General features: G+C 61.8%; 18 protein-coding genes and 1 pseudogene. 6 read left to right on the plus strand and 13 right to left on the minus strand.

Features of this window, described 5'->3' with window-relative positions; genetic code table 11:
- Window positions 1-26: 26 nt before the first annotated feature.
- From H7A76_RS01970 to H7A76_RS01985, 4 genes are all read right to left on the minus strand, one after another.
- The gene (locus tag H7A76_RS01970) at window positions 27-1,076 is read right to left on the minus strand and encodes a type III polyketide synthase (protein WP_031320680.1); all 1,050 of its coding nucleotides are present in this window, start codon (window positions 1,074-1,076) and stop codon (window positions 27-29) included.
- 206 nt (window positions 1,077-1,282) lie between these two features.
- Window positions 1,283-1,723: a Zn-ribbon domain-containing OB-fold protein gene (locus H7A76_RS01975; RefSeq protein ID WP_053133774.1), complete on the minus strand. Its 441-nt coding sequence runs from the start codon at window positions 1,721-1,723 to the stop codon at window positions 1,283-1,285.
- 12 nt (window positions 1,724-1,735) lie between these two features.
- The gene (locus H7A76_RS01980) at window positions 1,736-2,932 is read right to left on the minus strand and encodes a thiolase family protein (protein WP_031320678.1); all 1,197 of its coding nucleotides are present in this window, start codon (window positions 2,930-2,932) and stop codon (window positions 1,736-1,738) included.
- Between the two features lie 29 nt (window positions 2,933-2,961).
- A complete protein-coding gene (locus tag H7A76_RS01985) occupies window positions 2,962-4,050 on the minus strand; it encodes a hydroxymethylglutaryl-CoA synthase (RefSeq protein WP_221775068.1) in 1,089 nt (362 codons plus the stop codon).
- Window positions 4,051-4,502: 452 nt separating this feature from the next.
- Between H7A76_RS01985 and H7A76_RS01990 the strand changes: the two genes are divergently transcribed.
- Window positions 4,503-5,105 (plus strand): TetR/AcrR family transcriptional regulator, encoded by a 603-nt coding sequence (locus tag H7A76_RS01990; RefSeq protein ID WP_185696961.1) that lies wholly within the window; start codon window positions 4,503-4,505, stop codon window positions 5,103-5,105.
- Between the two features lie 52 nt (window positions 5,106-5,157).
- Here the strand turns inward: H7A76_RS01990 and H7A76_RS01995 are convergent, their stop codons facing one another.
- Window positions 5,158-6,042 carry a DAPG hydrolase family protein gene (locus tag H7A76_RS01995; protein ID WP_185696962.1) on the minus strand — a complete coding sequence of 295 codons (885 nt, stop codon included), beginning with the start codon at window positions 6,040-6,042 and terminating at the stop codon, window positions 5,158-5,160.
- A 140-nt stretch (window positions 6,043-6,182) separates the two neighbouring features.
- Between H7A76_RS01995 and H7A76_RS02000 the strand changes: the two genes are divergently transcribed.
- Window positions 6,183-6,857 (plus strand): TetR/AcrR family transcriptional regulator, encoded by a 675-nt coding sequence (locus tag H7A76_RS02000; protein ID WP_185696963.1) that lies wholly within the window; start codon window positions 6,183-6,185, stop codon window positions 6,855-6,857.
- A gap of 66 nt (window positions 6,858-6,923) precedes the next feature.
- Here H7A76_RS02000 and H7A76_RS02005 read toward each other — a convergent pair whose 3' ends face one another.
- The 7 genes and pseudogenes from H7A76_RS02005 to H7A76_RS02030 all read right to left on the minus strand — a co-directional run bounded on the left by H7A76_RS02005 (window position 6,924) and on the right by H7A76_RS02030 (window position 12,626).
- On the minus strand, window positions 6,924-7,241 hold the full coding sequence (locus H7A76_RS02005) for a DUF2388 domain-containing protein (RefSeq protein WP_185696964.1): 318 nt from the start codon (window positions 7,239-7,241) through the stop codon (window positions 6,924-6,926).
- 71 nt (window positions 7,242-7,312) lie between these two features.
- A complete protein-coding gene (locus tag H7A76_RS02010) occupies window positions 7,313-7,762 on the minus strand; it encodes an NfeD family protein (protein WP_185696965.1) in 450 nt (149 codons plus the stop codon).
- 10 nt (window positions 7,763-7,772) lie between these two features.
- On the minus strand, window positions 7,773-8,693 hold the full coding sequence (locus tag H7A76_RS02015) for an SPFH domain-containing protein (protein ID WP_185696966.1): 921 nt from the start codon (window positions 8,691-8,693) through the stop codon (window positions 7,773-7,775).
- Between the two features lie 45 nt (window positions 8,694-8,738).
- Entirely contained in the window at window positions 8,739-9,602 is an 864-nt protein-coding gene (locus tag H7A76_RS32685; RefSeq protein ID WP_409519174.1) for a methyl-accepting chemotaxis protein, read from the minus strand.
- Window positions 9,594-10,346, minus strand: a pseudogene (locus H7A76_RS32690) (HAMP domain-containing protein); the annotation flags it as partial. The pseudogene H7A76_RS32690 and the gene H7A76_RS32685, both read right to left, overlap by 9 nt.
- A gap of 72 nt (window positions 10,347-10,418) precedes the next feature.
- A complete protein-coding gene (locus H7A76_RS02025) occupies window positions 10,419-12,194 on the minus strand; it encodes a GspE/PulE family protein (protein ID WP_185696968.1) in 1,776 nt (591 codons plus the stop codon).
- 102 nt (window positions 12,195-12,296) lie between these two features.
- The gene (locus tag H7A76_RS02030; protein WP_185696969.1) at window positions 12,297-12,626 is read right to left on the minus strand and encodes a hypothetical protein; all 330 of its coding nucleotides are present in this window, start codon (window positions 12,624-12,626) and stop codon (window positions 12,297-12,299) included.
- Between the two features lie 124 nt (window positions 12,627-12,750).
- Between H7A76_RS02030 and H7A76_RS02035 the strand changes: the two genes are divergently transcribed.
- Window positions 12,751-13,221 (plus strand): Lrp/AsnC family transcriptional regulator, encoded by a 471-nt coding sequence (locus tag H7A76_RS02035; protein ID WP_085594347.1) that lies wholly within the window; start codon window positions 12,751-12,753, stop codon window positions 13,219-13,221.
- Here the strand turns inward: H7A76_RS02035 and H7A76_RS02040 are convergent, their stop codons facing one another.
- Entirely contained in the window at window positions 13,222-14,589 is a 1,368-nt protein-coding gene (locus H7A76_RS02040) for an inorganic triphosphatase (protein WP_185696970.1), read from the minus strand.
- A 158-nt stretch (window positions 14,590-14,747) separates the two neighbouring features.
- Between H7A76_RS02040 and argE the strand changes: the two genes are divergently transcribed.
- From argE to H7A76_RS02055, 3 genes are all read left to right on the plus strand, one after another.
- Complete coding sequence (argE, locus tag H7A76_RS02045) at window positions 14,748-15,905, plus strand: acetylornithine deacetylase (protein ID WP_185696971.1); 1,158 nt, start codon at window positions 14,748-14,750, stop codon at window positions 15,903-15,905.
- Window positions 15,906-16,041: 136 nt separating this feature from the next.
- The gene (gene argA / locus H7A76_RS02050) at window positions 16,042-17,337 is read left to right on the plus strand and encodes an amino-acid N-acetyltransferase (RefSeq protein WP_185696972.1); all 1,296 of its coding nucleotides are present in this window, start codon (window positions 16,042-16,044) and stop codon (window positions 17,335-17,337) included.
- Between the two features lie 498 nt (window positions 17,338-17,835).
- On the plus strand, window positions 17,836-19,161 hold the full coding sequence (locus H7A76_RS02055; RefSeq protein ID WP_185696973.1) for an OprD family porin: 1,326 nt from the start codon (window positions 17,836-17,838) through the stop codon (window positions 19,159-19,161).
- The last annotated feature ends 262 nt before the right edge of the window (window positions 19,162-19,423 follow it).

The raw sequence follows: 19,423 nt of genomic DNA on the forward strand, positions 1-19,423 counted from the left end.
AGGTCGGACAGACGCGGGGTTTCACATCAGGCGGTCCATTGGCCGACCGCCATCTCCGCGGTGAAGCCCGGGCCGAAGGCCGCCAGCAGGCCGATATCGCCTTTGTTCAGGTTGGAATCGAACTGGCGCTTGAGGACGTCGAACACCACCACGCTGGCGATGTTGCCGGCCTCGGACAGGCTGCTGCGCGATTGCGAGACGCGGTTCGACGCCAGGTCCAGGTGCATCACCAGTTCGTCGAGGATCTTGCGGCCGCCGGTGTGGAAGATGAAGAAGTCGTTGTGCGCGCAGTTCTGCTCGAAGCTCTCGTAGTTGAGGCGCTCCATGACCGGTGCCACGTCCTTGATGGAGTTCATCACCGCTTTGTCGAGGGTGAAGTGGAAGCCGGTGTCCTTTACGTCGTACTTGATGTAGTGCTCGCTCTTGGGCAGGAAGTACGACTCGGTCTTCTTGATCTTGAAGCCGCCGGCCTGGTCGTCGGCACGCAGTACGCAGGCCGAGACCGCATCGCCAAACAGCGCCGCCGAGATGAAGGCGTGCAGCTTGGTGTCGTCCGGCTGGTAGCACAGCGAGGAGAACTCCAGGGACACGATCAGCACGTGGTTGCGCGCATCGAGGCTGGCGAAGTCGTTGGCCCGGTTGATCGCCGCGGCACCGGCCACGCAGCCCAGCTGGGCAATCGGCAGTTGCACGGTGGAGGTGGGCAGGCCCAGGTCGTTGATCAGGTGCGCGGTCAGCGACGGCATCATGAAGCCGGTGCAGGAAGTGACGATCACCATGCGGATGTCGCTGATCTGCAGCCCGGCATTCTCGATGGCCTGGCGTGCGGCGGCCGACGACATCTGCCGTGCTTCACGCTCGTAGACGATGCTGCGGTGGGTGAAGCCGGTGTGGACCGCCAGCTCGTCGATCGGCAGCACCAGGTGGCGCTCGTTGACCTCGGTGTTGGCGATCATGCGCTTGGCCAGGGCCATGCGGGGGTGGTCGGCGTGCAGGCCTTCCAGGTGATCGACCATCTGCTGCTGGGTGATCTTGTGTTTCGGAAACATTACGTGTGGGAGGCAAAGAGTAGACATGACCCATCCTTGGCCGTATTCAGGCCAATAAGTAAGTGTTGGGGAGTGTCCCCGTTAATAGGCAATAGAATTCATAGAGCCCAAGAAAACCGGGGCCCAAGGGCAACTTCCAGAACTGAAGTTGCCGCTGATGCAGCTTTTAAGTTGGATTTTATTTTTATGGCTTACTTCAAGGTGCCTTTTGGCAAGGCACCTTGAACAACACGTTATTTATCCAGAACGAACTTGTAGGCGTATTGCCAGGCCAGGTTGCTTTCGCGCACATGCTTGCGCACCACCATGCGCACCGGCGCCCCGACCTTCAGTTGCTGGGCATCGCAGACATCGACGATTTCCGAGGCGATCACCAGGCCGTCGTCCAGGCGGACCATGGCCATGCAGCGCGGTACGGTCTCGCCATAGCCCATGGCCGCCAGGATCGGGTTGTCGGCGTGGGCCATGACTTCGATCTTCCCGGTGCGGGCGCAACGATAGGGCTTCACGCTCATGGAGTTGCAAGCGCCGCAGACCGTACGCCGGGGGAAGAAGATCTCGTTGCATTCTTCGCACTGGCTGCCTTCGAGGCGGTACTTGCCACCATGCTCGCGCCATTCGCGGAGCATGCTGGCGGTGGTCATTCTGTGGATCTGTTCTGGGTACATGGACATGGTCCGGGCTCCTTAGTCGTTCGAGAGGACAATCACCGAGTTGTGCGCCGCATAACCGCCAAGGTTCTGCGACACGCCGATGCGTGCGCCCTTGACCTGGTTGTCGGCTTCACCCCTCAGCTGCCGGAACAGCTCGGTGATGTGCAGGATGCCGTCGCAGCCGGAAGCATGGCCGCGGCCGATGTTGCCGCCGTCGGTGTTCAGTGGCAGCTGGCCGTCCAGGGCGATACCGCCTTCGAGAACGAAGTCACCAGCCTGGCCCTTGCCGCAGACGCCCATGGATTCCATCTGGATCAGGCCGGCGCCGAGCAGGTCGTAGACCTGGGCGACGTCGATGTCCTTGGGGGTGATCCCGGCTTTCTTGTAGGCAATCTCCGCGCAAGCGATGGAGTTGGCCGAGACGGCCATGCCCACGTCCTTGGGCAGGCCCGGGTGATGCAGGGTCGGGTTGTGGAAGCGGGTACCGAAGTAGTGGGAAACCCCGGTATAGGCGCAACCCCGCACGAACACCGGTTTGTCGGTGTACTTGTGGGCCAGGTGCTCGGCGACCAGGATCGCGCAGCCACTGGCTTCGCCCCAGGCCAGCATCGAGCCGCAGGCTTCACTGTTCTTCAGCGCTTCCAGGGTCGGGATCGCCTGGCCATAGCGGGTGGCGGTAGGGGTGTTGTGCGCATAGATGCGCATCTGCCGGCCAAAGGTGGCCAGGACGTCGGCTTCGCGGCCGGCATAACCGAACTTCTGGAAGTACTCGGCGGTCGCCAGGGCGAAAGCGTCGGTGTGGGAGATGCCGAGGAAGTAGTCGTACTCGCATTCGGTACTGGAACCGATGTATTCGGCATAGTTGAAGTGGTCGGTCATCTTCTCGAAACCGCCGCACAGAACGATGTCGTACTCCCCGGAAGCCACCATCTGATGGCCCATTTGGAAGGATACCGAGCTGCTGGTGCAGTTGGCGGTGCTCATGAAAGTCGGCGCCGGGCTGATCCCCAGGGCGTCGGAAATGGTCGGGCCCAGGCCGCCATATTCGGAGATGCCTTCACCGTGATAACCATAGGCAACGCCCTGGATTTCACGGGGGTGCATCTTGGCATCCTTGATGGCCTTGTAGGCGGACTCGACGATCATTTCCTTGAACGTCTGCCGAACTCGTGAACTACCGGGCTTCGGCGTATAGGCAGCCGAAACTATTGCAACACGACGTGCGCACATGTACATGCTCCTTGCGTAGACAGGCGTAATCAGAGATAGGCGGTCAGGGCATAGTCAGCCCGCAGGTACTTGAACTCGTACTTGATGGACGTGCCGTAATCGACATAGGTCTTGTTCTCGAGCAGCTGGCGCAGCGGCTTGTTGCGCTTCTGGTACTGCTCGATGGCGTCGGTGACGGTCAGGGCGATGGCGTCGCTGCCGGCGCCGAAACCGTAGGACACCATGAGGATCTTCTGTCCTGGACGGGCCTGGTCCAGGACGTTGATCAGGCCCAGCAACGGGCTGGCCGCCCCGGTATCACCGACGTTGCCGGCGTAGATGCCCGGTTCGATCTGCTTGGCGTTGAAGCCCAGGTGCTTGCCCAGGGAGTAGGGCGTGGACACCAGGTTTTGCTGGAACACCACGTAGTCGTAGTCGGCGGCGCTGGTGTGCAGCTTGGCCATCAGCCCTTCGGCGGCGCGGCGGGTCTGGTCTTCCAGGCCGATGCTGTTCTTGTCCGACCCCAGGCCCATCCCGGAACGAATGTAGCGATCGCCCTGGGGACGGATGTTGTCGGCGATGTCGGCGGCGCAAGAGAAGCTGCCATCGAATTCGGCGATGACATTCTCGGTGCCGACCAGCAGCGCGGCGGCGCCGGCACCGGCATAGGATTCGGTCAGGTCGCCGGGAGCGGTGTTGCGGTTGATGGTGTCGGCGCCGATGGCCAGGGCGCTGCCGGTCATGCCCGAGGCCACCAGGGCCTGGCAGATCTGCAGGGCGGAGGTACCGGATTTGCCGGCGAACTGGACGTCGGCGCAATAGGCGTCGTAGCCGCTGCCGAGCATTTCCAGGATGATCGAGGCCGAGGCCCGCGAGTCATAGGGGTTGGTGCAGGTTCCCAGGTACAGGGCCTGGAGTTCATGGCCGGGGACTTTGTCCAGGGCCCGTTGTGCTGCCAGTACGCCGAGGGTGATGACATCTTCATCCGGCTGCAGCACGGCTCTTTCGGTGACGCCCAGGTTCTCCTCGACCAGCTTGAGGTCGGTGTTCTTCCAGACGTTGATGACTTCCTGCACTTTGAGGCGGCAGACCGGAATGCCCGCGCCATAGCTGACTATGCCTACTTTTTTCACGTTCATTTTCCTCTTGATTCCATTCTCTTCAGAAAACTGGGGCGTGCCTGCTTCGGGAGCAGTCTTGAAACATATGGAAAACTGTTTTGCTGCCTTCAACTGGCCGGCGTCATGCAAACCCGCAAAGTAGAGCGGTTCTTCTATGGAAGAAAGCCAGGCGAAAGCAGTTTTTTTTTCACCTCGTTATGTTATAATACGGAACGTTTCGTTTAATAAGAATCTAGGGTGATCTTTGTTCTTGAAAGCAAAAGATTGAAGCCTTGAATTCGAAGTCGTACCTGTCTAATGCCCCGTATTAATTGGCTGTGAGGCAATAATCAAAAAATCTAGATGGACCGGTACAAGAAATTCGTAGATCTCTTTAGAATGAAACGAAACGGACCGTTTCATTCCGATTCGGGGGAATCCTATACTCTGCGTTGCGTTTGTCAAGCGCCCTGCCTGGAGATTTTTTTATCGTGGCTCGTACACCATCTCGCAGCTCCATCGGCTCTTTGCGAAGTCCTCATACTCATAAAGCCATCCTCACTTCCACTATCGAAATCCTTAAGGAATGCGGCTATTCCGGGCTCAGTATCGAGTCTGTGGCTCGTCGAGCCGGTGCCAGCAAACCGACGATCTACCGCTGGTGGACGAACAAGGCGGCGTTGATCGCAGAAGTCTACGAAAACGAGAGCGAACAAGTTAGAAAGGCTCCTGATCTCGGCTCTTTCAAGAAAGATCTCGATTTTTTGCTGCGCAATCTCTGGAAAGTCTGGAGGGAAACCATTTGCGGGGAAGCTTTCCGTTGCGTGATAGCTGAAGCGCAACTGGATCCAGCAACATTGATCCAGCTCAAGGATCAATTCATGGAGCGCAGGAGGGAGTTGCCCAGAAAGCTGGTGGAGAATGCCATCAGCAATGGTGAGTTGCCCAAGGACACCAACCGTGAATTGTTGCTCGATATGATCTTCGGTTTTTGCTGGTATCGACTGCTGACCGAGCAGTTGACGATGGAGCAGGACATCGAGGAGTTCACTTGCATGTTGATCAACGGTATTTGCCCTGGTGCACAACGTTGATTCATTCCAACCACCGAGCCCGCGAACATCGTGGGCTCGGTGGTTTAGTGCTTCAAGCTGAAGGCTTCGCGAACTCCCGATACAGATCCGGAAGAAAGCTGGCCAGGTGGTTGAACTCGCACATGTCGTGTACGGCGAATTCATAGGCCAGGGTTTCCAGCTCGGTGGCACCCAAGCCGTTTTCCCCGAGGATGGCCGCCGCCTTTTCTGCCCCGGGAAAACGGGCCATGGAAGGATGTGCGCCGACCCAGTAGCGGCTGGTCAAGTACATGCCGCCCGGTACCTCCTTGAACAAGTGCACCATCAATGAGACCGGCACCTGTGGATGATCGGCCAGGCTCATCAGGGCGCTGACGCTGCCGTCGATCTTCGCTTCGCGATAAAGATCGGGGTCCAGGCCCAGCTTGCCTGGCTCCTGGAAGTCGATATGCAGGTGCATCAGGCGGTCGCCGACATACTCCGAGGCGCAGAAGGTGTTGCCGTACAGTCGCTCTTCGAAGCTCAAGGATTCGTCGCACAGGCGCTGATGCTTCACACAAGGGTTGCTGACATGGGCATAGGGGAACCACAGGGTGTAACGCTCCGACTCCAGCGGGTGCCATATGAACCACCACTTGAACATGTCGGCTGTGCAGTCGGGAAAGAACTTGCGGCTTTGCACATAGGCCATCGGCCCCGGCAGCAGGGCATAGCCGGACTCCTCGCTGACGAAGTCCGGATCGAGCAGGCGATTGATGTCCTCGATGCTCGGGGTGAGGGTGTCCTTCAGGGGCATGGGGCCTTGCTGGATCTTGCGCACGGCGGACAGCGGCACCTGCATGTCCCCGCGAAAGTACTTGGCGTAGGGCTTGTTCCTGACCTCCGCCTGGTTATGCAGGAACAGCTTCTGCATGGGCAGGGAGAAGTAGGTGAAGGGAGTCATGACGCGTGCTTCCATGCTGATATCCTTTGGCTGAATAGACGAGTAGCCGCCACTTCACAGCAACCTTGGAGCCTGGTTGAACGAGAAACTGGCGCTTTGTAGCTAAGCAGTCCATAAACAAAAGTCAAATTTGAATTTAACTTAGTGAGGAACTCATGGTCGTTCCCGTTTCCCCGCAGGCAGCTGTAGTTCGTGCACCGCGCCAGGATGGCCAGGCGACTCGCCAGCAGATTCTGGAGATGGCCGGTCAATTGTTTGCCGAGCTGGGGTATGCCAATACCACCAGCAAGCAGATCTGCGAGAGCTCCAGGGCCAACAATGCGTCGGTCAACTATCACTTCGAGAACAAGGACGGCCTGTATCGGGCGGTGTTGCGCGAGGCCCATGACCGCCTGGTTGGAATAGAAACCATGATCAGCCTGAGCGAGAGCCAGCAAAGCCCTGAAGACAAGCTGCGGGCGATCATCACCATGCTGATCGAGGGCCTGGGGAGCGCGCGCCAGGGCTGGGCCTTGAAGGTGCTGACCCGCGAGTTGCTGTCGCCCTCTTCGGTCCTGCCCGAGGTGCTCGAGGAGCAGGCCTTCCCCAAGGCGCTGATCGTGCGCACCATCCTTGGCCAGATCATGCAGCGTTCGCCCGACGATCCAGCCACCTTGCGCTGTGCGGTCAACGTATTCGCGCCCTGCCTGTTCCTGCTGATCGCCCATGGCCAGTTGCAGCGCAATGTGCTGCCCGGCTTGCAGCTCGATCCGCCCGAGTTGATCGAACACATGATGAGCTATGCGCTGGCCGGTTTGCAGGCGGTGTCCCGGGCCGCCAAGGCCGGTTAGGGATCTGCCAGGCAAAAAAACGCCGCCCCTGGGGGCGGCGTTTGTGCGCTATCCCTGGGACGATCCTTACTCCTGGGCTACGGCGTTCTTCGCCAGGATGGCATTGGCCAATTCCATGTCGCTGGCCTGCAGGCCAGGATTCTCGGAGCGGACCTTCTGGATAGCGGCCTCCAGGTACGGGCCGCGGATGCTGCCCTGGCTGGCGACGAAGCTGCCAGCGTCGTCCTGGGCGGCGACGATCAGCTTGTGATCCTTGAAGGTCAGGTAGGTGGAACCTGTGGTCGCACCGGAGGAAATGACGTTACGCCAGAAGGTGTCGGCCATTGCCGAACCTACGGGGAGCGACAGCAGGGCAATTGTGGCGACAGCTGTTTTCAGACGCATGATGGGTGACTCCGACTAGGGGGGAACTACAGCGTTTGATTCTAGTTTCCCCGGTCGAGTTCCGTGACCGTTCAGTCGAGATTTTCGACCAGCAGGATCGTTCCTTCCTGGCCCACCACCCGGACTCGCGCGCCCTCTGGAGCGTCAGTGCCCTTGGCGATCCAGACGCCATCGGCAACCTTGATCCGGCCCCGGCCGTTGACGATCGCCTGATGCACCACGAAGGTCTTGCCGATCAGCTCGCGGCCCCGCAGGTTGAGGTTCGGCTGGTCGCTGGCGCGGATCGCGCTGCGCTGGCGTCGCCACCAGTACAGGGCGGTCAGCAGGGACAGCAGGCCGAATAGCAGCAATTGCGCTTCCCACGCCAGGCTCGGGACCAGGAACGCCAGGACTCCCACGCAGATCGCGGCCAAGCCGATCCATAGCAGGTAGCCGCCGGCACCGAACACCTCGAGGATCAGCAGGACGGTGCCCAGGGCCAGCCAGTCCCAGAATGAAAGCGCTTGCAGGAATGCCGACATGGCGGTCGCCTCAGGTCTTCTTGCCGTCGAAGGTGGCCTTGACGATCTCGCTGATGCCGCCCACGGCACCGATCACCTGGCTGGCCTCCAGCGGCATCAGGATCACCTTGGTGTTGTTGGCCGAGGCCAGCTTGCCCAGGGTGTCGACGTACTTCTGCGCCACGAAGTAGTTGATCGCCTGGACGTTGCCGCTGGCGATGGCTGCGGACACCACCTGGGTCGCCCGGGCCTCCGCCTCGGCTTGGCGCTCACGGGCCTCGGATTCGAGGAAGGCCGCCTGGCGCTCGCCCTCGGCTTCCAGAATCTGCGCCTGCTTCTTGCCCTCCGCGGTAAGGATGGCCGCCGCCCGCAGGCCCTCGGCTTCGAGGATTTGCGCACGCTTGACCCGTTCGGCCTTCATCTGCCCGGACATGGCAGCCATCAGGTCGGCCGGTGGGCTGATGTCCTTGATCTCGATGCGGGTGATCTTGATTCCCCAGGGCGCGGTGGCTTCGTCCACGGTCTTCAGCAGTTTCTCGTTGATCGCGTCACGTTGACTGAGCATCGCGTCCAGTTCCATGGAGCCCAGCACGGTGCGGATGTTGGTCTGCAGCAGGTTGCGCACGGCATGCTCGAGGTTGTTGACCTCATAGGCGGCCTGGGCAGTGTTGACCACCTGGAAGAAGCACACCGCATCGATCTGCACCGTGGCGTTGTCGGATGTGATGACCTCCTGGGGCGGGATGTCGAGGACGTTCTCCATGACGTTGAGCTTGCGCCCGATACGGTCCATCACCGGGATGATGATGTTCAACCCTGGCTTGAGGGTGGTGGTGTAGCGGCCGAAACGCTCCACGGTCCACTGGTAGCCCTGGGGCACCACCTTGAAGCCCATGAACACCAGGGCCACGGCCAGGCCGACGAAAAGTAGCAGCACGCTTGTGATCTGCATCAGGCTCACCTGTTCAAGTGTTGGTCCATGGGGCTGGACTCGGCTTCACAGCTGGAAGCGCGTGACCGAGGTCTGCAGGGTGGCTACCGAGCTCTCCATCTGTTCCACCGTAAGGCTCAGGTCGCGCATGGCCTGGCTGTTGCGCCGGGCCACTTCACTGATCATTTCCACTCGCTGGGCGACTTCGCTGCTGGCCTTGGATTGTTCGCCGATGGTGTGGGAGATCTCCTGGACCATCAGCGCCGAGCGCTGGGCGCCCTGGCGGATTTCGTTGATCGAGGTACCCGCCTGCTGGGCCATGTTCACCCCCTCGTTCACCCGGCTGACTCCGGTCTGCATGCTGCTGACCGCTTGTTCGGTGGTCTCCCGGATGCGCTGGATCATGCCGGTGATCTCCCGGGTCGATTGCGCGGTACGTGCCGCCAGGTTGCGGACTTCGTCGGCGACCACGGCGAAGCCGCGTCCGGCCTCGCCGGCCCTGGCGGCCTCGATGGCGGCGTTGAGCGCCAACAGGTTGGTCTGTTCGGCGATGCTGTTGATCACCTGGATGATCGAGTGGATTTCTTCGGAGGACTGGCCCAGGGCCGTGATGCTTGCAGAGGACTGGTTGACCGCCTCGGCAATCTGGCTCATGCCGTTCACCACGCCGAGTATCACTTGGCCGCCGCTGCCGGCCAGGGATTCGGAGTGGGCCGAAATGCTCTGGGCGTTGCGCGCATGTTCGGCGACCTGGGCGATGTTGCTGATCATCTGTTCCATGGCCGCCGCCATGTCGGTGGCGCCATCGGCCTGCTCGCTGGCGCCGTCGGCGATGTTCGACGAGGTACCGCTGAGGCTGTGGGAGCGGCCACGCAGCTCCTCGCTTTCATGGCGGATGGTGGTGATCATCCGCCGCAGGTTGTCCTGCATTTCGCCCAGGGCCTGTTGCAACTGGCCGGCTTCGTCTTGGCTGTCGACGCTGATGTTGCGGGTCAGGTCGCCCTGGGCAATGGCCCGGGCCGTGGCCACGGACTTCTCCAGGGGCTTGAGCACGCGGTTGAGCAGTTGTCGGGTCAGCAGGCACAGGGCCAGGGCAGCGCACAGGCTGCCACCGACCAGCCAGCCAGCGGCCTGGCGCACGGCTGTTTCACTGCGGGCGCGGGTCTGCGCGCTACTGGCTTCGATCTTGCTGCTCAGGGCCTCGTTGCGGGTTTCCACTTCAGTGAAGCGCTGGGAGAACTCCGGCATCTGCAGGCGTGCTGCCTGGGGATCCTTGAGGGCCAGCCCGGCGATGTCCTGGGCGGCCCGGATGTAGTTCTCCAGCACCGGTTGCAGTTCACCGATGGCCTCGCGGATATCCGGTGCCAGGGGCAGCCGGGCATTCTCGGCCAGGGATTTGCGGAACCAGTCGCCGTGCTCGCGCAGGCTGTCGCGGACCTCGTTGCCCGCCGCTTCGTCACCGGGTTGGCTGCTCAGCGCCTGCAGTACATCGGCCCGCAGGGCGTCATGCATCATGTCGGCCTCCAGGTGGTTGCGCAGGGCGCTGGCATTGAGTTCGTTGTCGTGAAGGGCGCTGGCCAGGCGCGCCTGGCCCCAGAGACCGATGCCGGCCACCAGGGCGATGGCCAGCAGGCTGATAGCCCCCGAGGTGATCATGTTATGGCGGATGTTCATGCCCGGCTCCCTGCGCGTTTCGGCTGTGCCTAAAGCGTAGTCCAGCTCCTGGGGTGTGCCCTTGCGGCACTTTCAGGACTCGTTACAGGGCGTGACCCGCAAGACTTCCTCCAGGCTGGTCTGCCCTTGCGTCACCTTGTGCGCGGCCGCCAGGCGCAGGCTGCGCATACCGGTGGCAGCGGCTTGGCGGCGCAGTCCGGCCAGATCGAGCTCCGGCTGGATCAGGGGCCTCAAGGCATCGTTCAAGCGCATGATTTCATAGACTCCGACCCGCCCGCGGTAGCCGGTGCCCCGGCACTCGGCGCAGCCAATGGCGCGGTGGGCGTGCAGGGGCGCCGGCAGTCGCTCGGGCGGGGCCAGGCTGCGCCATTGATCCGCGTCCAGATCCACCGGTTGCTTGCAATGGCGGCACAGGGTGCGCACCAGGCGCTGGGCCATGACCCCGAGCAGCGTGGCCTTGATCAAGTAGTGCGGCACGCCCAGCTCCAGCAGGCGGCTGATGGCGCCCGGGGCATCGTTGGTGTGCAGGGTGGACAGGACGAGATGCCCGGTGAGGGCCGCCTGGATGGCCACCTCGGCGGTTTCCAGGTCGCGAATCTCGCCGATCATGATGATGTCCGGATCCTGGCGCAGCAGCGCGCGTACGCCGCTGGAGAAACCCAGGTCGATGTTGTGCTGTACCTGCATCTGGTTGAAGGATGGCTCGATCATCTCGATCGGGTCTTCGATGGTGCACAGGTTGATCTGGGGCGTGGCCAGCTTCTTCAGGGTGGCGTAGAGGGTGCTGGTCTTGCCCGAGCCCGTGGGGCCGGTGACCAGGATGATGCCGTGGGCCTGGGCGGTCATGGCTTGCCAGCACGCGAGGTCCTCGGCGCCGAAACCCAGTTGGTCGAAGTCCCTGAGCAGAACCTGGGGATCGAAGATACGCATCACCAGTTTCTCGCCGAAGGCGGTGGGCAGGGTCGAGAGCCGCAGCTCGACGGCATTGCCCTCGGGAGTGAGGGTCTTGATCCGCCCATCCTGGGGTTTGCGACGTTCCGCGACGTTCATCCGGCCCAGGCTCTTGAGGCGGCTGACGATGGCCAGGGCCACATGGAGTTCAAAGGCATAGACGGTGTGCAGCAGGCCGTCGATACGCAAGCGCAGGTTGCCCTGTTCACGCCGAGGTTCGATATGGATATCGCTGGCTCGCTGTGCGAAGGCGTACTGCAACAGCCAATCGACGATATTGACGATGTGGGCGTCGTCGGCATCCGGCGCCTGGTCGCCGCTGCGCGGCTTCAGTAATTGTTCGAAGTTGCCGGGACCGCTGCCTCGATGTTCGTTGCTGGCGCCGTTGACCGACCTGGCAAGGCGATAGAACTCCTGGGTCAGGTGGCGAATCTGCGCCGGGCTGGCCAGCACCCGCCGCACGGAGCGCTTCAGGGCATGGGCCAGGTCCGTTTCCCAGCCGTTGACATAGGGCTCGGCGCTGGCCACGGTCACGCTCCGAGTATCCACGGCGACGGCCAGGATCCTGTGTCGCTGGGCGAACGCCCGGGACATCAGTGGAGTGATGGCGGCTACATCGATCTGCAGTGGGTCCAGGCGTAGATAGGGTTGGCCGGCCTCCTGGGCGAGCCAGGCGGTGAGGCTGTCCAGGTCCAGCTGGCGGCCCGGGTGGCGCAGGTCTGGCAAGTGCTGTTCGGCGATGCTCTCCAGCGGGTGCCGGGGCTCACCGATCTCATGTTGCCTTGCCGCCATGACTTGATCGGCGGACTCCTGGCTGATCCGCCCCTGGGCCTGCAAGTCGCGCAGCAACGTGCCGAGCTCCAGCTTGCAGTCCCGGGACAGGTTGTCGGTACCCATGGGGTTCTCCCTGTTCGTGGTCGAGATCCCGACCGGAACAGCCAAGGGTAGCCTTGGGCGGACCCAGGGCGGGCAACCAAGGGTTGCAGGGTTTTGCCGGCCTCAGCCAGCGGCTTGCAGGCGCATGGGGTCCAGTTGTTGCAACTCGACCGAGCAGACGCACACCAGGTTGCGCAGTTTATCGGCGATCACCCCGGCGCGATGCCAGCTCAAGCCATCGAGTTCCACTTGCAGGTGCAACATATCGTCCTGCTGTTGCACCGAGACCCGCTGTGGCACCAGGAACTGCAAGGCGAAATGGTTGAGGACCCGGCACAGCACATCGGCTTCGGCGTCGGCTGCCAACTGGTAGTGCACACGGCAATGGGCTTGGCTGGGGTTCCAGACATCAGGTCGGGGCGAGGGGCCAGAGGCGGTGTCGAAAGGGGGCATGGTGATCTCCAGTTCAGTGGAGAAATTTTTACATTCGGTTTTGGGTATTTCTTATCTAAGATGGGATGTTTTTCAGATTTGGCGAATTGAAATATTCGTTATCTAGCTGATTTGGAGATTGATCATGCATAGCGAGTTGGACGCCTATGACCGCCGGATTCTCGCCTTGTTGCAGGAAGACGCCTCGCTATCCAGCGCGCAGATCGCCGAGCAGGTGGGACTGTCGCAGTCGCCATGCTGGCGGCGGATCCAGCGTTTGAAGGAAGAAGGGGTGATTCGCGGCCAGGTGACTTTGCTCGATCGCAAGAAGATCGGGCTGAACACGCAGATTTTCGCCGAGATCAAGCTCAATGCCCACGGTCGTTCCAACTTCACCGAGTTCACCGAGGCGATCCGTGGTTTCCCGGAAGTGCTGGAGTGCTACGTGCTGATGGGAGCGGTGGACTTCTTGCTGCGGGTGGTGGCGGCGGACATCGAGGCCTACGAGCGCTTCTTCTTCGAGAAGCTGTCCATGGTGCCGGGTATCCAGGAGGTGAACTCGATCGTTGCCCTGTCGGAGATCAAGTCCACCACCAGCCTGCCGCTGCTGCGCTGATCACATGCGCAGCAGGGTCTTCCAGGCACGGTTCTGGAACACCGCGATGGCTTGCTGCTTGCGTGCCGCCAGGGCTTCGTCGCCGAGCGGCTCGTTGGCCAGTTGCGCCAGCTTGTTCAGCTCGCCATAGAGGCGGTCCAGCTCGGGGATCTCCAGCACGCCGCGGGCGTGGTGCAGCCAGGCCTGGATGCGCTCGATGCGCGGCAGTTGCTCGGCCAGGTCCTCGGGTTGCTGCTGGTAGCGCGGCAATTGCAGGGACCTGGCTTCTTCGGCCAGCAGGCGTGGCAGCCAGCTGTCCAGGCGCGCGGCACCCTGGCGATTGCCGCGGGTGTTGCGCTCGGCGGTCCAGGCCCGGGCCAGCAACCAGCGTGAGGTAGTCAGCGAGAACAGGCCCCAGCGTACGTCCTGCAGCTCTTCGAGGAACTGCTCCGGTGCGGCCTTGCGCACGTCTTCGTCATCGAGGCCGGCTTGTACCAGCGGGCGCCAGTCTTCGAGCAGCGCGTCCAGGGCGCTGCGCAGTTCGGCGGTGGCTTGGCGTGGCGCCGCCTGACCCAGGCTGCTGGCCAGGGCGCGTAGTTCGGCGAGGTTTTCCACCCACTCCTGCAGCAGTCGCCAATGGCCGTTGAAGCGGTACTGTTCGGCCAGGCGCTGGCTGCTGCCCAGCAGGTGCCAGGCGAGGGCGGCGAAGGCTTCGTCCAGCGGCGTTTCGGCAGTCAGTTGCGGGGCCGGCAGGCTCAGGGAATAGCTGCCGGCATCGAACAGGCGGTAGCCGCGTTCGGCCTTGCTGATGTCGCAGGGCATCAGTGGCAGGGTCATGGCCAGTTCCGAGGCCAGTTCCAGCAAGGCGGCCGGTTCGCCTTCCCGCAGTTCCAGCTCCAGCTCGCAGATTTCTTCCTTGTGCTTGCCGGCGACCACTTGGCCCAGGTCCAGGGCCGCTTCGATCACCACCTTGGCCTTTCCGCGACCCCAGGCGATTTCCGCGCGCTCGCGGACGAAATCGGTGGTGAACATCGGCTTGAGGGTCTTTTTGTCCAGCTCGGCCAGGGCTTCGGGCCAGCATTGGCCGTCGAGTTTCTTCAGGTCGAGCTTGGCCTTGGGCAACTGCCAGTCGTATTCGTTGCGCTCGGACAGGCCGGCGATGCTCTGGCCACGGGTCTTGAGGGTCTGGATCACCACGTCGCCATCGCGGCGCAGGCGCAGGGCCACCTTGGCCTGGGCCAGGTCGCGGTCCGGGCTGTCGAAGTACTGGTTCATCAATTCACGGCGTTCCCAGCCACTTTTGTTGCGTTTCTTCAGCAGCGGGTGCTCGCGCAGGGCGGCGAGGGTCTCGCGGCTGGCGCGGAGTTTGATTTCGGTTTCTTTCTGCATGGCCGGACAATCCAGGATCGGGAGCGCAGCCGGGGAAGAGTTGGCTGCCAAGGTCGTGCAGTGTACAGGACAAGGCGCCGACAGGTGCCGCCGCGGTTCCTTCGGTGGGGCAACAGCCCCTATGATGGGCCTCGTCTTGGACATTCCGGAGCCCGCCCATGCCATTGCCGTCGATGAAGGATCAATTCGCCGCGTTGATCGCCGCCCCTTCGGTGAGTTGCACCCAGCCTGCTCTGGACCAGTCCAACCGGCCGGTCATCGACCTGCTCGCCGGTTGGCTCGGCGACCTGGGTTTTGCCTGCGACATCCAGCAGGTCAGCCCCGGCAAGTTCAACTTGCTGGCCAGCTTCGGCAGTGGCCCTGGCGGCCTGGTGCTGTCCGGGCACAGCGACACCGTGCCGTTCGACGCCGCGCTGTGGCAGACCGACCCACTGAAGCTGACCGAGGTCGACGGGCGCTGGGTCGGCCTTGGCAGCTGCGACATGAAGGGCTTCTTCGCCCTGGCCATTGAGGCGGTGCGGCCGTTGCTCGAACAACCGTTCAAGCAGCCGCTGCTGATCCTGGCCACCTGCGACGAGGAAAGCTCCATGGCCGGAGCCCGGGCCCTGGCGGATGCCGGACGGCCCCTGGGACGCGCGGCGGTGATCGGCGAGCCCACCGGGCTCAAGCCGATCCGCCTGCACAAGGGGGTGATGATGGAGCGCATCGACATCCTCGGGCGCAGCGGCCATTCATCGGATCCGAGCCTGGGCCGCAGCGCTCTGGAGGCCATGCACGATGCCATCGGCGAACTGCGCGGCCTGCGCCTGCAATGGCAGCGAGAGTTTCGCAATCCGCAATTTGGCGTGCCACAGCCGACCCTGAACTTCGGTTGTATCCACGGTGGCGACAACCCCAACCGAATCTGTGGCCAGTGTTCGCTGGAGTTCGACCTGCGGCCCCTGCCGGGCATGGACCCGCAAGCCCTGCGCGAGGCGATCCGCCAGCGGCTCAGGCCGGTGGCCGAACGGCACGAAGTGCGGATCGACTATGCGCCGCTGTTTCCTGCCGTTCCGCCGTTCGAGCAGCCCGAGGACGCCGAACTGGTGCGAGTGGCGGAGCGCTTGACCGGGCATCGTGCCGAAGCAGTGGCGTTCGGCACCGAAGCGCCTTATCTTCAGCGCCTTGGTTGCCAGACCCTGGTGCTCGGCCCGGGGGATATCGCGTGCGCCCACCAGCCGGGGGAATACCTGGAAATGTCACGCTTGCAGCCTACCGTGCATCTATTACGGGAATTGATTGAACATTACTGCCTGAAGCCGGCCCAATTTCAGTAAATTGCCGTCGTCCCTGTCCGTACCCATGAGGAGAGTAAGCGTGTCGCCAAGCCTGTTCCGACGATAACCATCAGCCCGTTGTGCGTTTTCCGTTTCGTCCTTTCATAGGCTGCTTTTTATTTACAGGCTCAGGTTCATGCCCGAATACGTCAATTGGCTCCGCCATGCGTCTCCCTACATCAATGCCCATCGCGACTGCACCTTCGTGGTCATGCTGCCCGGCGATGGTGTCGAACATCCCAACTTCGGCAATATCGTCCACGACCTGGTGCTGCTCCACAGCCTGGGAGTGCGCCTGGTGCTGGTGCATGGTTCCCGTCCACAGATCGAATCACGCCTGGCCGCCCGCGGCCTGACTCCGCATTACCACCACGGGATGCGGATCACCGATGCCGCCACCCTGGAATGCGTGATCGACGCCGTGGGCCAGCTGCGCATCGCCATCGAAGCGCGCCTGTCCATGGACATGGCCTCGCCGATGCAGGGCTCGCGGTTGCGGGTCGCCAGTGGCAATCTGGTGACCGCGCGGCCGATCGGCGTGCTCGAGGGCGTCGACTACCATCACACCGGCGAGGTGCGTCGGGTCGATCGCAAGGGTATCAATCGCCTGCTGGACGAGCGATCCATCGTCCTGCTGTCGCCCCTGGGCTATTCGCCTACCGGGGAAACCTTCAACCTGGCCTGTGAAGACGTCGCCACCCGTGCCGCCATCGACCTGGGCGCCGACAAGCTGCTGTTGTTCGGGGCTGACCCGGGATTGCTGGACGAGAATGGCAAGCTGGTGCGTGAACTGCGTCCGCAACAGGTGCCTGCCCATTTGCAGCGTCTGGGCGCCAACTACCAGGCCGAGTTGCTGGATGCGGCGGCCGAGGCTTGCCGGGGTGGGGTAGGGCGCAGCCATATTGTCAGCTATGCCGAGGATGGCGCCTTGCTGACCGAACTGTTCACCCGCGATGGCGGTGGCACCCTGGTGGCCCAGGAGCAGTTCGAGCGGGTGCGCGAGGCGGCGATCGAGGATGTTGGCGGCCTGCTGGAGCTGATCAGCCCGCTGGAAGAACAGGGCATCCTGGTGCGGCGTTCCCGCGAAGTGCTGGAGCGGGAGATCGAGCAGTTCAGCGTGGTCGAGCGCGAAGGCATGATCATCGCCTGCGCTGCGCTGTACCCGATCGCCGACTCCGACGCTGGCGAGCTGGCTTGCCTGGCGGTGAACCCGGAGTATCGGCACGGCAAGCGTGGCGATGAATTGCTGGAAAGGATCGAGGCCCGGGCCCGGGCCCAGGACCTCAAGACCCTGTTCGTGCTCACCACTCGCACCGCTCACTGGTTCCGTGAACGGGGCTTTGTGCCCAGCAGCGTGGAGCGCCTGCCATCGGCGCGGGCCTCGCTGTACAACTATCAGCGCAATTCGAAGATCTTCGAAAAAGCCCTCTGAAATCCTTCCAGCTGTTCGCCAGCGCCGCGGCTCGATCATGGGATCGGACCGCGGCGCTGTGTATTTCAGAATAATTTCATTTCGATACTAAAACTGTAACAAATTGACGGGAGGATAGGCCCTTAGCCAATATTGCGTCGCTTTTTTGATCCCTTATGACGTTATTCATTGACCTGGCCGAGGGCCTGGAAGGTATAGCGGCGGGAAAATATTTTTCAGGAATAGGCTCGCAAGCGTCTACGCTGGAGCTTTTGACTAGCGGATGGCGTTTCTTATTCCTGAAGAGTATGAGAAAGAATGGAATAATTCTTTTTGGGTTTATGAGTAATTCATTAACCTGCATGGACTCAATAACTGCGATTAGACATTGGTCGAAGACACAGATCGTTACGATTGACTTATCAGTCACGGTCTGGCGCTAATCGCGCATCTGTGGCACCCGGGCGTTTCGATCTGGGGCCAGGAACCACAAGAATTAGAAAACGAGAGGAGCGATACATGAACAAGTCCACCTTGGCCCTGGCTGTGGCCGTAGGGGTTTTGGCGCAGCAGGCAGGCGCCGCTGGTTTCATCGAGGACAGCAAGGCCACTCTGGGGCTGCGTAACTTCTACATCAACACCGATAACCGTGACGGTACTGGCCCGAACAAGAACGAAGAGTGGGGCCAAGGCTTCGATCTGCGTTTCACCTCGGGTTACACCCAGGGCACTGTCCAGTTTGGCGTCGATGCCATTGCGCTGTATGGCCTGCGCCTGGATTCCTCGCCGGCCACGAGCGGTAACTCTTCTGGTACCGCTTCCGGCGGCACCATCTTCCCGAGCGATGGCAACAAGGCTGTTCATGATTTCGCCAGCCTGGGCCTGACCGGCAAGGTCAAGGTTTCCCAGACCGAGCTGAAGATCGGCACCCTGCTGCCGAACAACCCGGTGATCAAGTACAACGACGGTCGCCTGCTGCCCCAAACCTTCCAGGGTGGCCAGATCACCTCGAACGAATTCAAGGACCTGACCCTGACTGCCGGCCAGGTCGAGCGCGCCAAGGGTCGTAACTCGAGCAACAACGAAGGCCTGTCCATCGCGGGCGCCAACGCTGGCTCGAACTACCCGAAAGGCGAGTTCAGCAACAAGTTCTACTACGCCGGTGCCGACTACAAGGTCACCAAGGATCTGACTGCTTCGTACTACTACGGCGAACTGAAGAACTTCTACAACCAGAACTTCCTCGGCCTGGTGCATAACTGGGCAATCGGCCCGGGTGTCCTGAAGAGCGACCTGCGCTACTACCGCAGCCGCGACGATGGCCGCAACGGCGACACCTCGAGCTACTACACCACGGGTTACTACGGCAACAAGGTCACCAAGGGCAAGGTCGACAACGACCTGTATAGCTACCTGGCCCTGTACTCGATCGAAGGCCACACCTTCGGCGCCGGCTACCAGTACACCAAGGGTGATAGCGACTTCCCTTGGCTGAACCAGGGCGATGGCTCGTCCAACAGCACCATCACCGACATGCAGATCCAGAAGTTCGCCCGTGCTGGCGAGCGTACCTGGCAAGTTCGCTACGGTTATGACTTCGCCAAGGTCGGCCTGCCAGGCCTGACCGCCAACGCGGTCTACCTGCGTGGCAACAACATCGATACCGCCCTGGGCAGCAAGACCGAGTGGGAGCGCGACCTGACCGTTGCCTACGTCATTCCGGAAGGCCCGCTGAAGAACCTGGGCTTTGCCTGGAAAAACGCCATGTGGCGTACCGACCTGGCCAACACTCGTTCCCAGGACGAAAACCGCCTGATCGTCAGCTACTCGATCCCGCTGCTGTAATCGGCAATAAAAACCTCGCCCGGCGCAATGCCGGGCGAGGCTTCGTTCCAAGTCAGGCCCACCCCCGTGAGCCCTTCCTGAATTCCCCTCTTTCTTGCAGCTACTCAAGGCCTTCTCGAACCTTGTGGCCAAGAGTGTTCCCGGCCTGTCCGCGAGTCCAGTGAAGAGATTTTTAATATTCCTATAGGATCTTAATAAATCGATATTTATTCTTTTTAAATAATCTGCGCCCCAGGCAGAGTAGGCCCATCACGCACTCACA

This window comes from Pseudomonas sp. MSSRFD41 (assembly GCF_014230245.1).
Taxonomy (GTDB): Bacteria; Pseudomonadota; Gammaproteobacteria; order Pseudomonadales; family Pseudomonadaceae; genus Aquipseudomonas; species Aquipseudomonas piscis.

Excerpts from the sequence above, each read along its gene's own strand:
- argA (WP_185696972.1), top strand. The coding sequence starts at position 16,042 with ATGCCCGAATACGTCAATTGGCTCCGCCATGCGTCTCCCTACATCAAT.
- H7A76_RS02025 (WP_185696968.1), bottom strand. The coding sequence starts at position 12,194 with ATGGGTACCGACAACCTGTCCCGGGACTGCAAGCTGGAGCTCGGCACG.
- H7A76_RS02040 (WP_185696970.1), bottom strand. The coding sequence starts at position 14,589 with ATGCAGAAAGAAACCGAAATCAAACTCCGCGCCAGCCGCGAGACCCTC.
- H7A76_RS02015 (WP_185696966.1), bottom strand. The coding sequence starts at position 8,693 with ATGCAGATCACAAGCGTGCTGCTACTTTTCGTCGGCCTGGCCGTGGCC.
- H7A76_RS01980 (WP_031320678.1), bottom strand. The coding sequence starts at position 2,932 with ATGTGCGCACGTCGTGTTGCAATAGTTTCGGCTGCCTATACGCCGAAG.
- H7A76_RS02055 (WP_185696973.1), top strand. The coding sequence starts at position 17,836 with ATGAACAAGTCCACCTTGGCCCTGGCTGTGGCCGTAGGGGTTTTGGCG.
- H7A76_RS01970 (WP_031320680.1), bottom strand. The coding sequence starts at position 1,076 with ATGTCTACTCTTTGCCTCCCACACGTAATGTTTCCGAAACACAAGATC.
- H7A76_RS02010 (WP_185696965.1), bottom strand. The coding sequence starts at position 7,762 with ATGTCGGCATTCCTGCAAGCGCTTTCATTCTGGGACTGGCTGGCCCTG.
- H7A76_RS32685 (WP_409519174.1), bottom strand. The coding sequence starts at position 9,602 with ATGCAGGACAACCTGCGGCGGATGATCACCACCATCCGCCATGAAAGC.
- H7A76_RS01985 (WP_221775068.1), bottom strand. The coding sequence starts at position 4,050 with ATGAACGTGAAAAAAGTAGGCATAGTCAGCTATGGCGCGGGCATTCCG.
- H7A76_RS01995 (WP_185696962.1), bottom strand. The coding sequence starts at position 6,042 with ATGGAAGCACGCGTCATGACTCCCTTCACCTACTTCTCCCTGCCCATG.
- H7A76_RS02000 (WP_185696963.1), top strand. The coding sequence starts at position 6,183 with ATGGTCGTTCCCGTTTCCCCGCAGGCAGCTGTAGTTCGTGCACCGCGC.
- H7A76_RS02035 (WP_085594347.1), top strand. The coding sequence starts at position 12,751 with ATGCATAGCGAGTTGGACGCCTATGACCGCCGGATTCTCGCCTTGTTG.
- argE (WP_185696971.1), top strand. The coding sequence starts at position 14,748 with ATGCCATTGCCGTCGATGAAGGATCAATTCGCCGCGTTGATCGCCGCC.
- H7A76_RS02030 (WP_185696969.1), bottom strand. The coding sequence starts at position 12,626 with ATGCCCCCTTTCGACACCGCCTCTGGCCCCTCGCCCCGACCTGATGTC.
- H7A76_RS02005 (WP_185696964.1), bottom strand. The coding sequence starts at position 7,241 with ATGCGTCTGAAAACAGCTGTCGCCACAATTGCCCTGCTGTCGCTCCCC.
- H7A76_RS01975 (WP_053133774.1), bottom strand. The coding sequence starts at position 1,723 with ATGTCCATGTACCCAGAACAGATCCACAGAATGACCACCGCCAGCATG.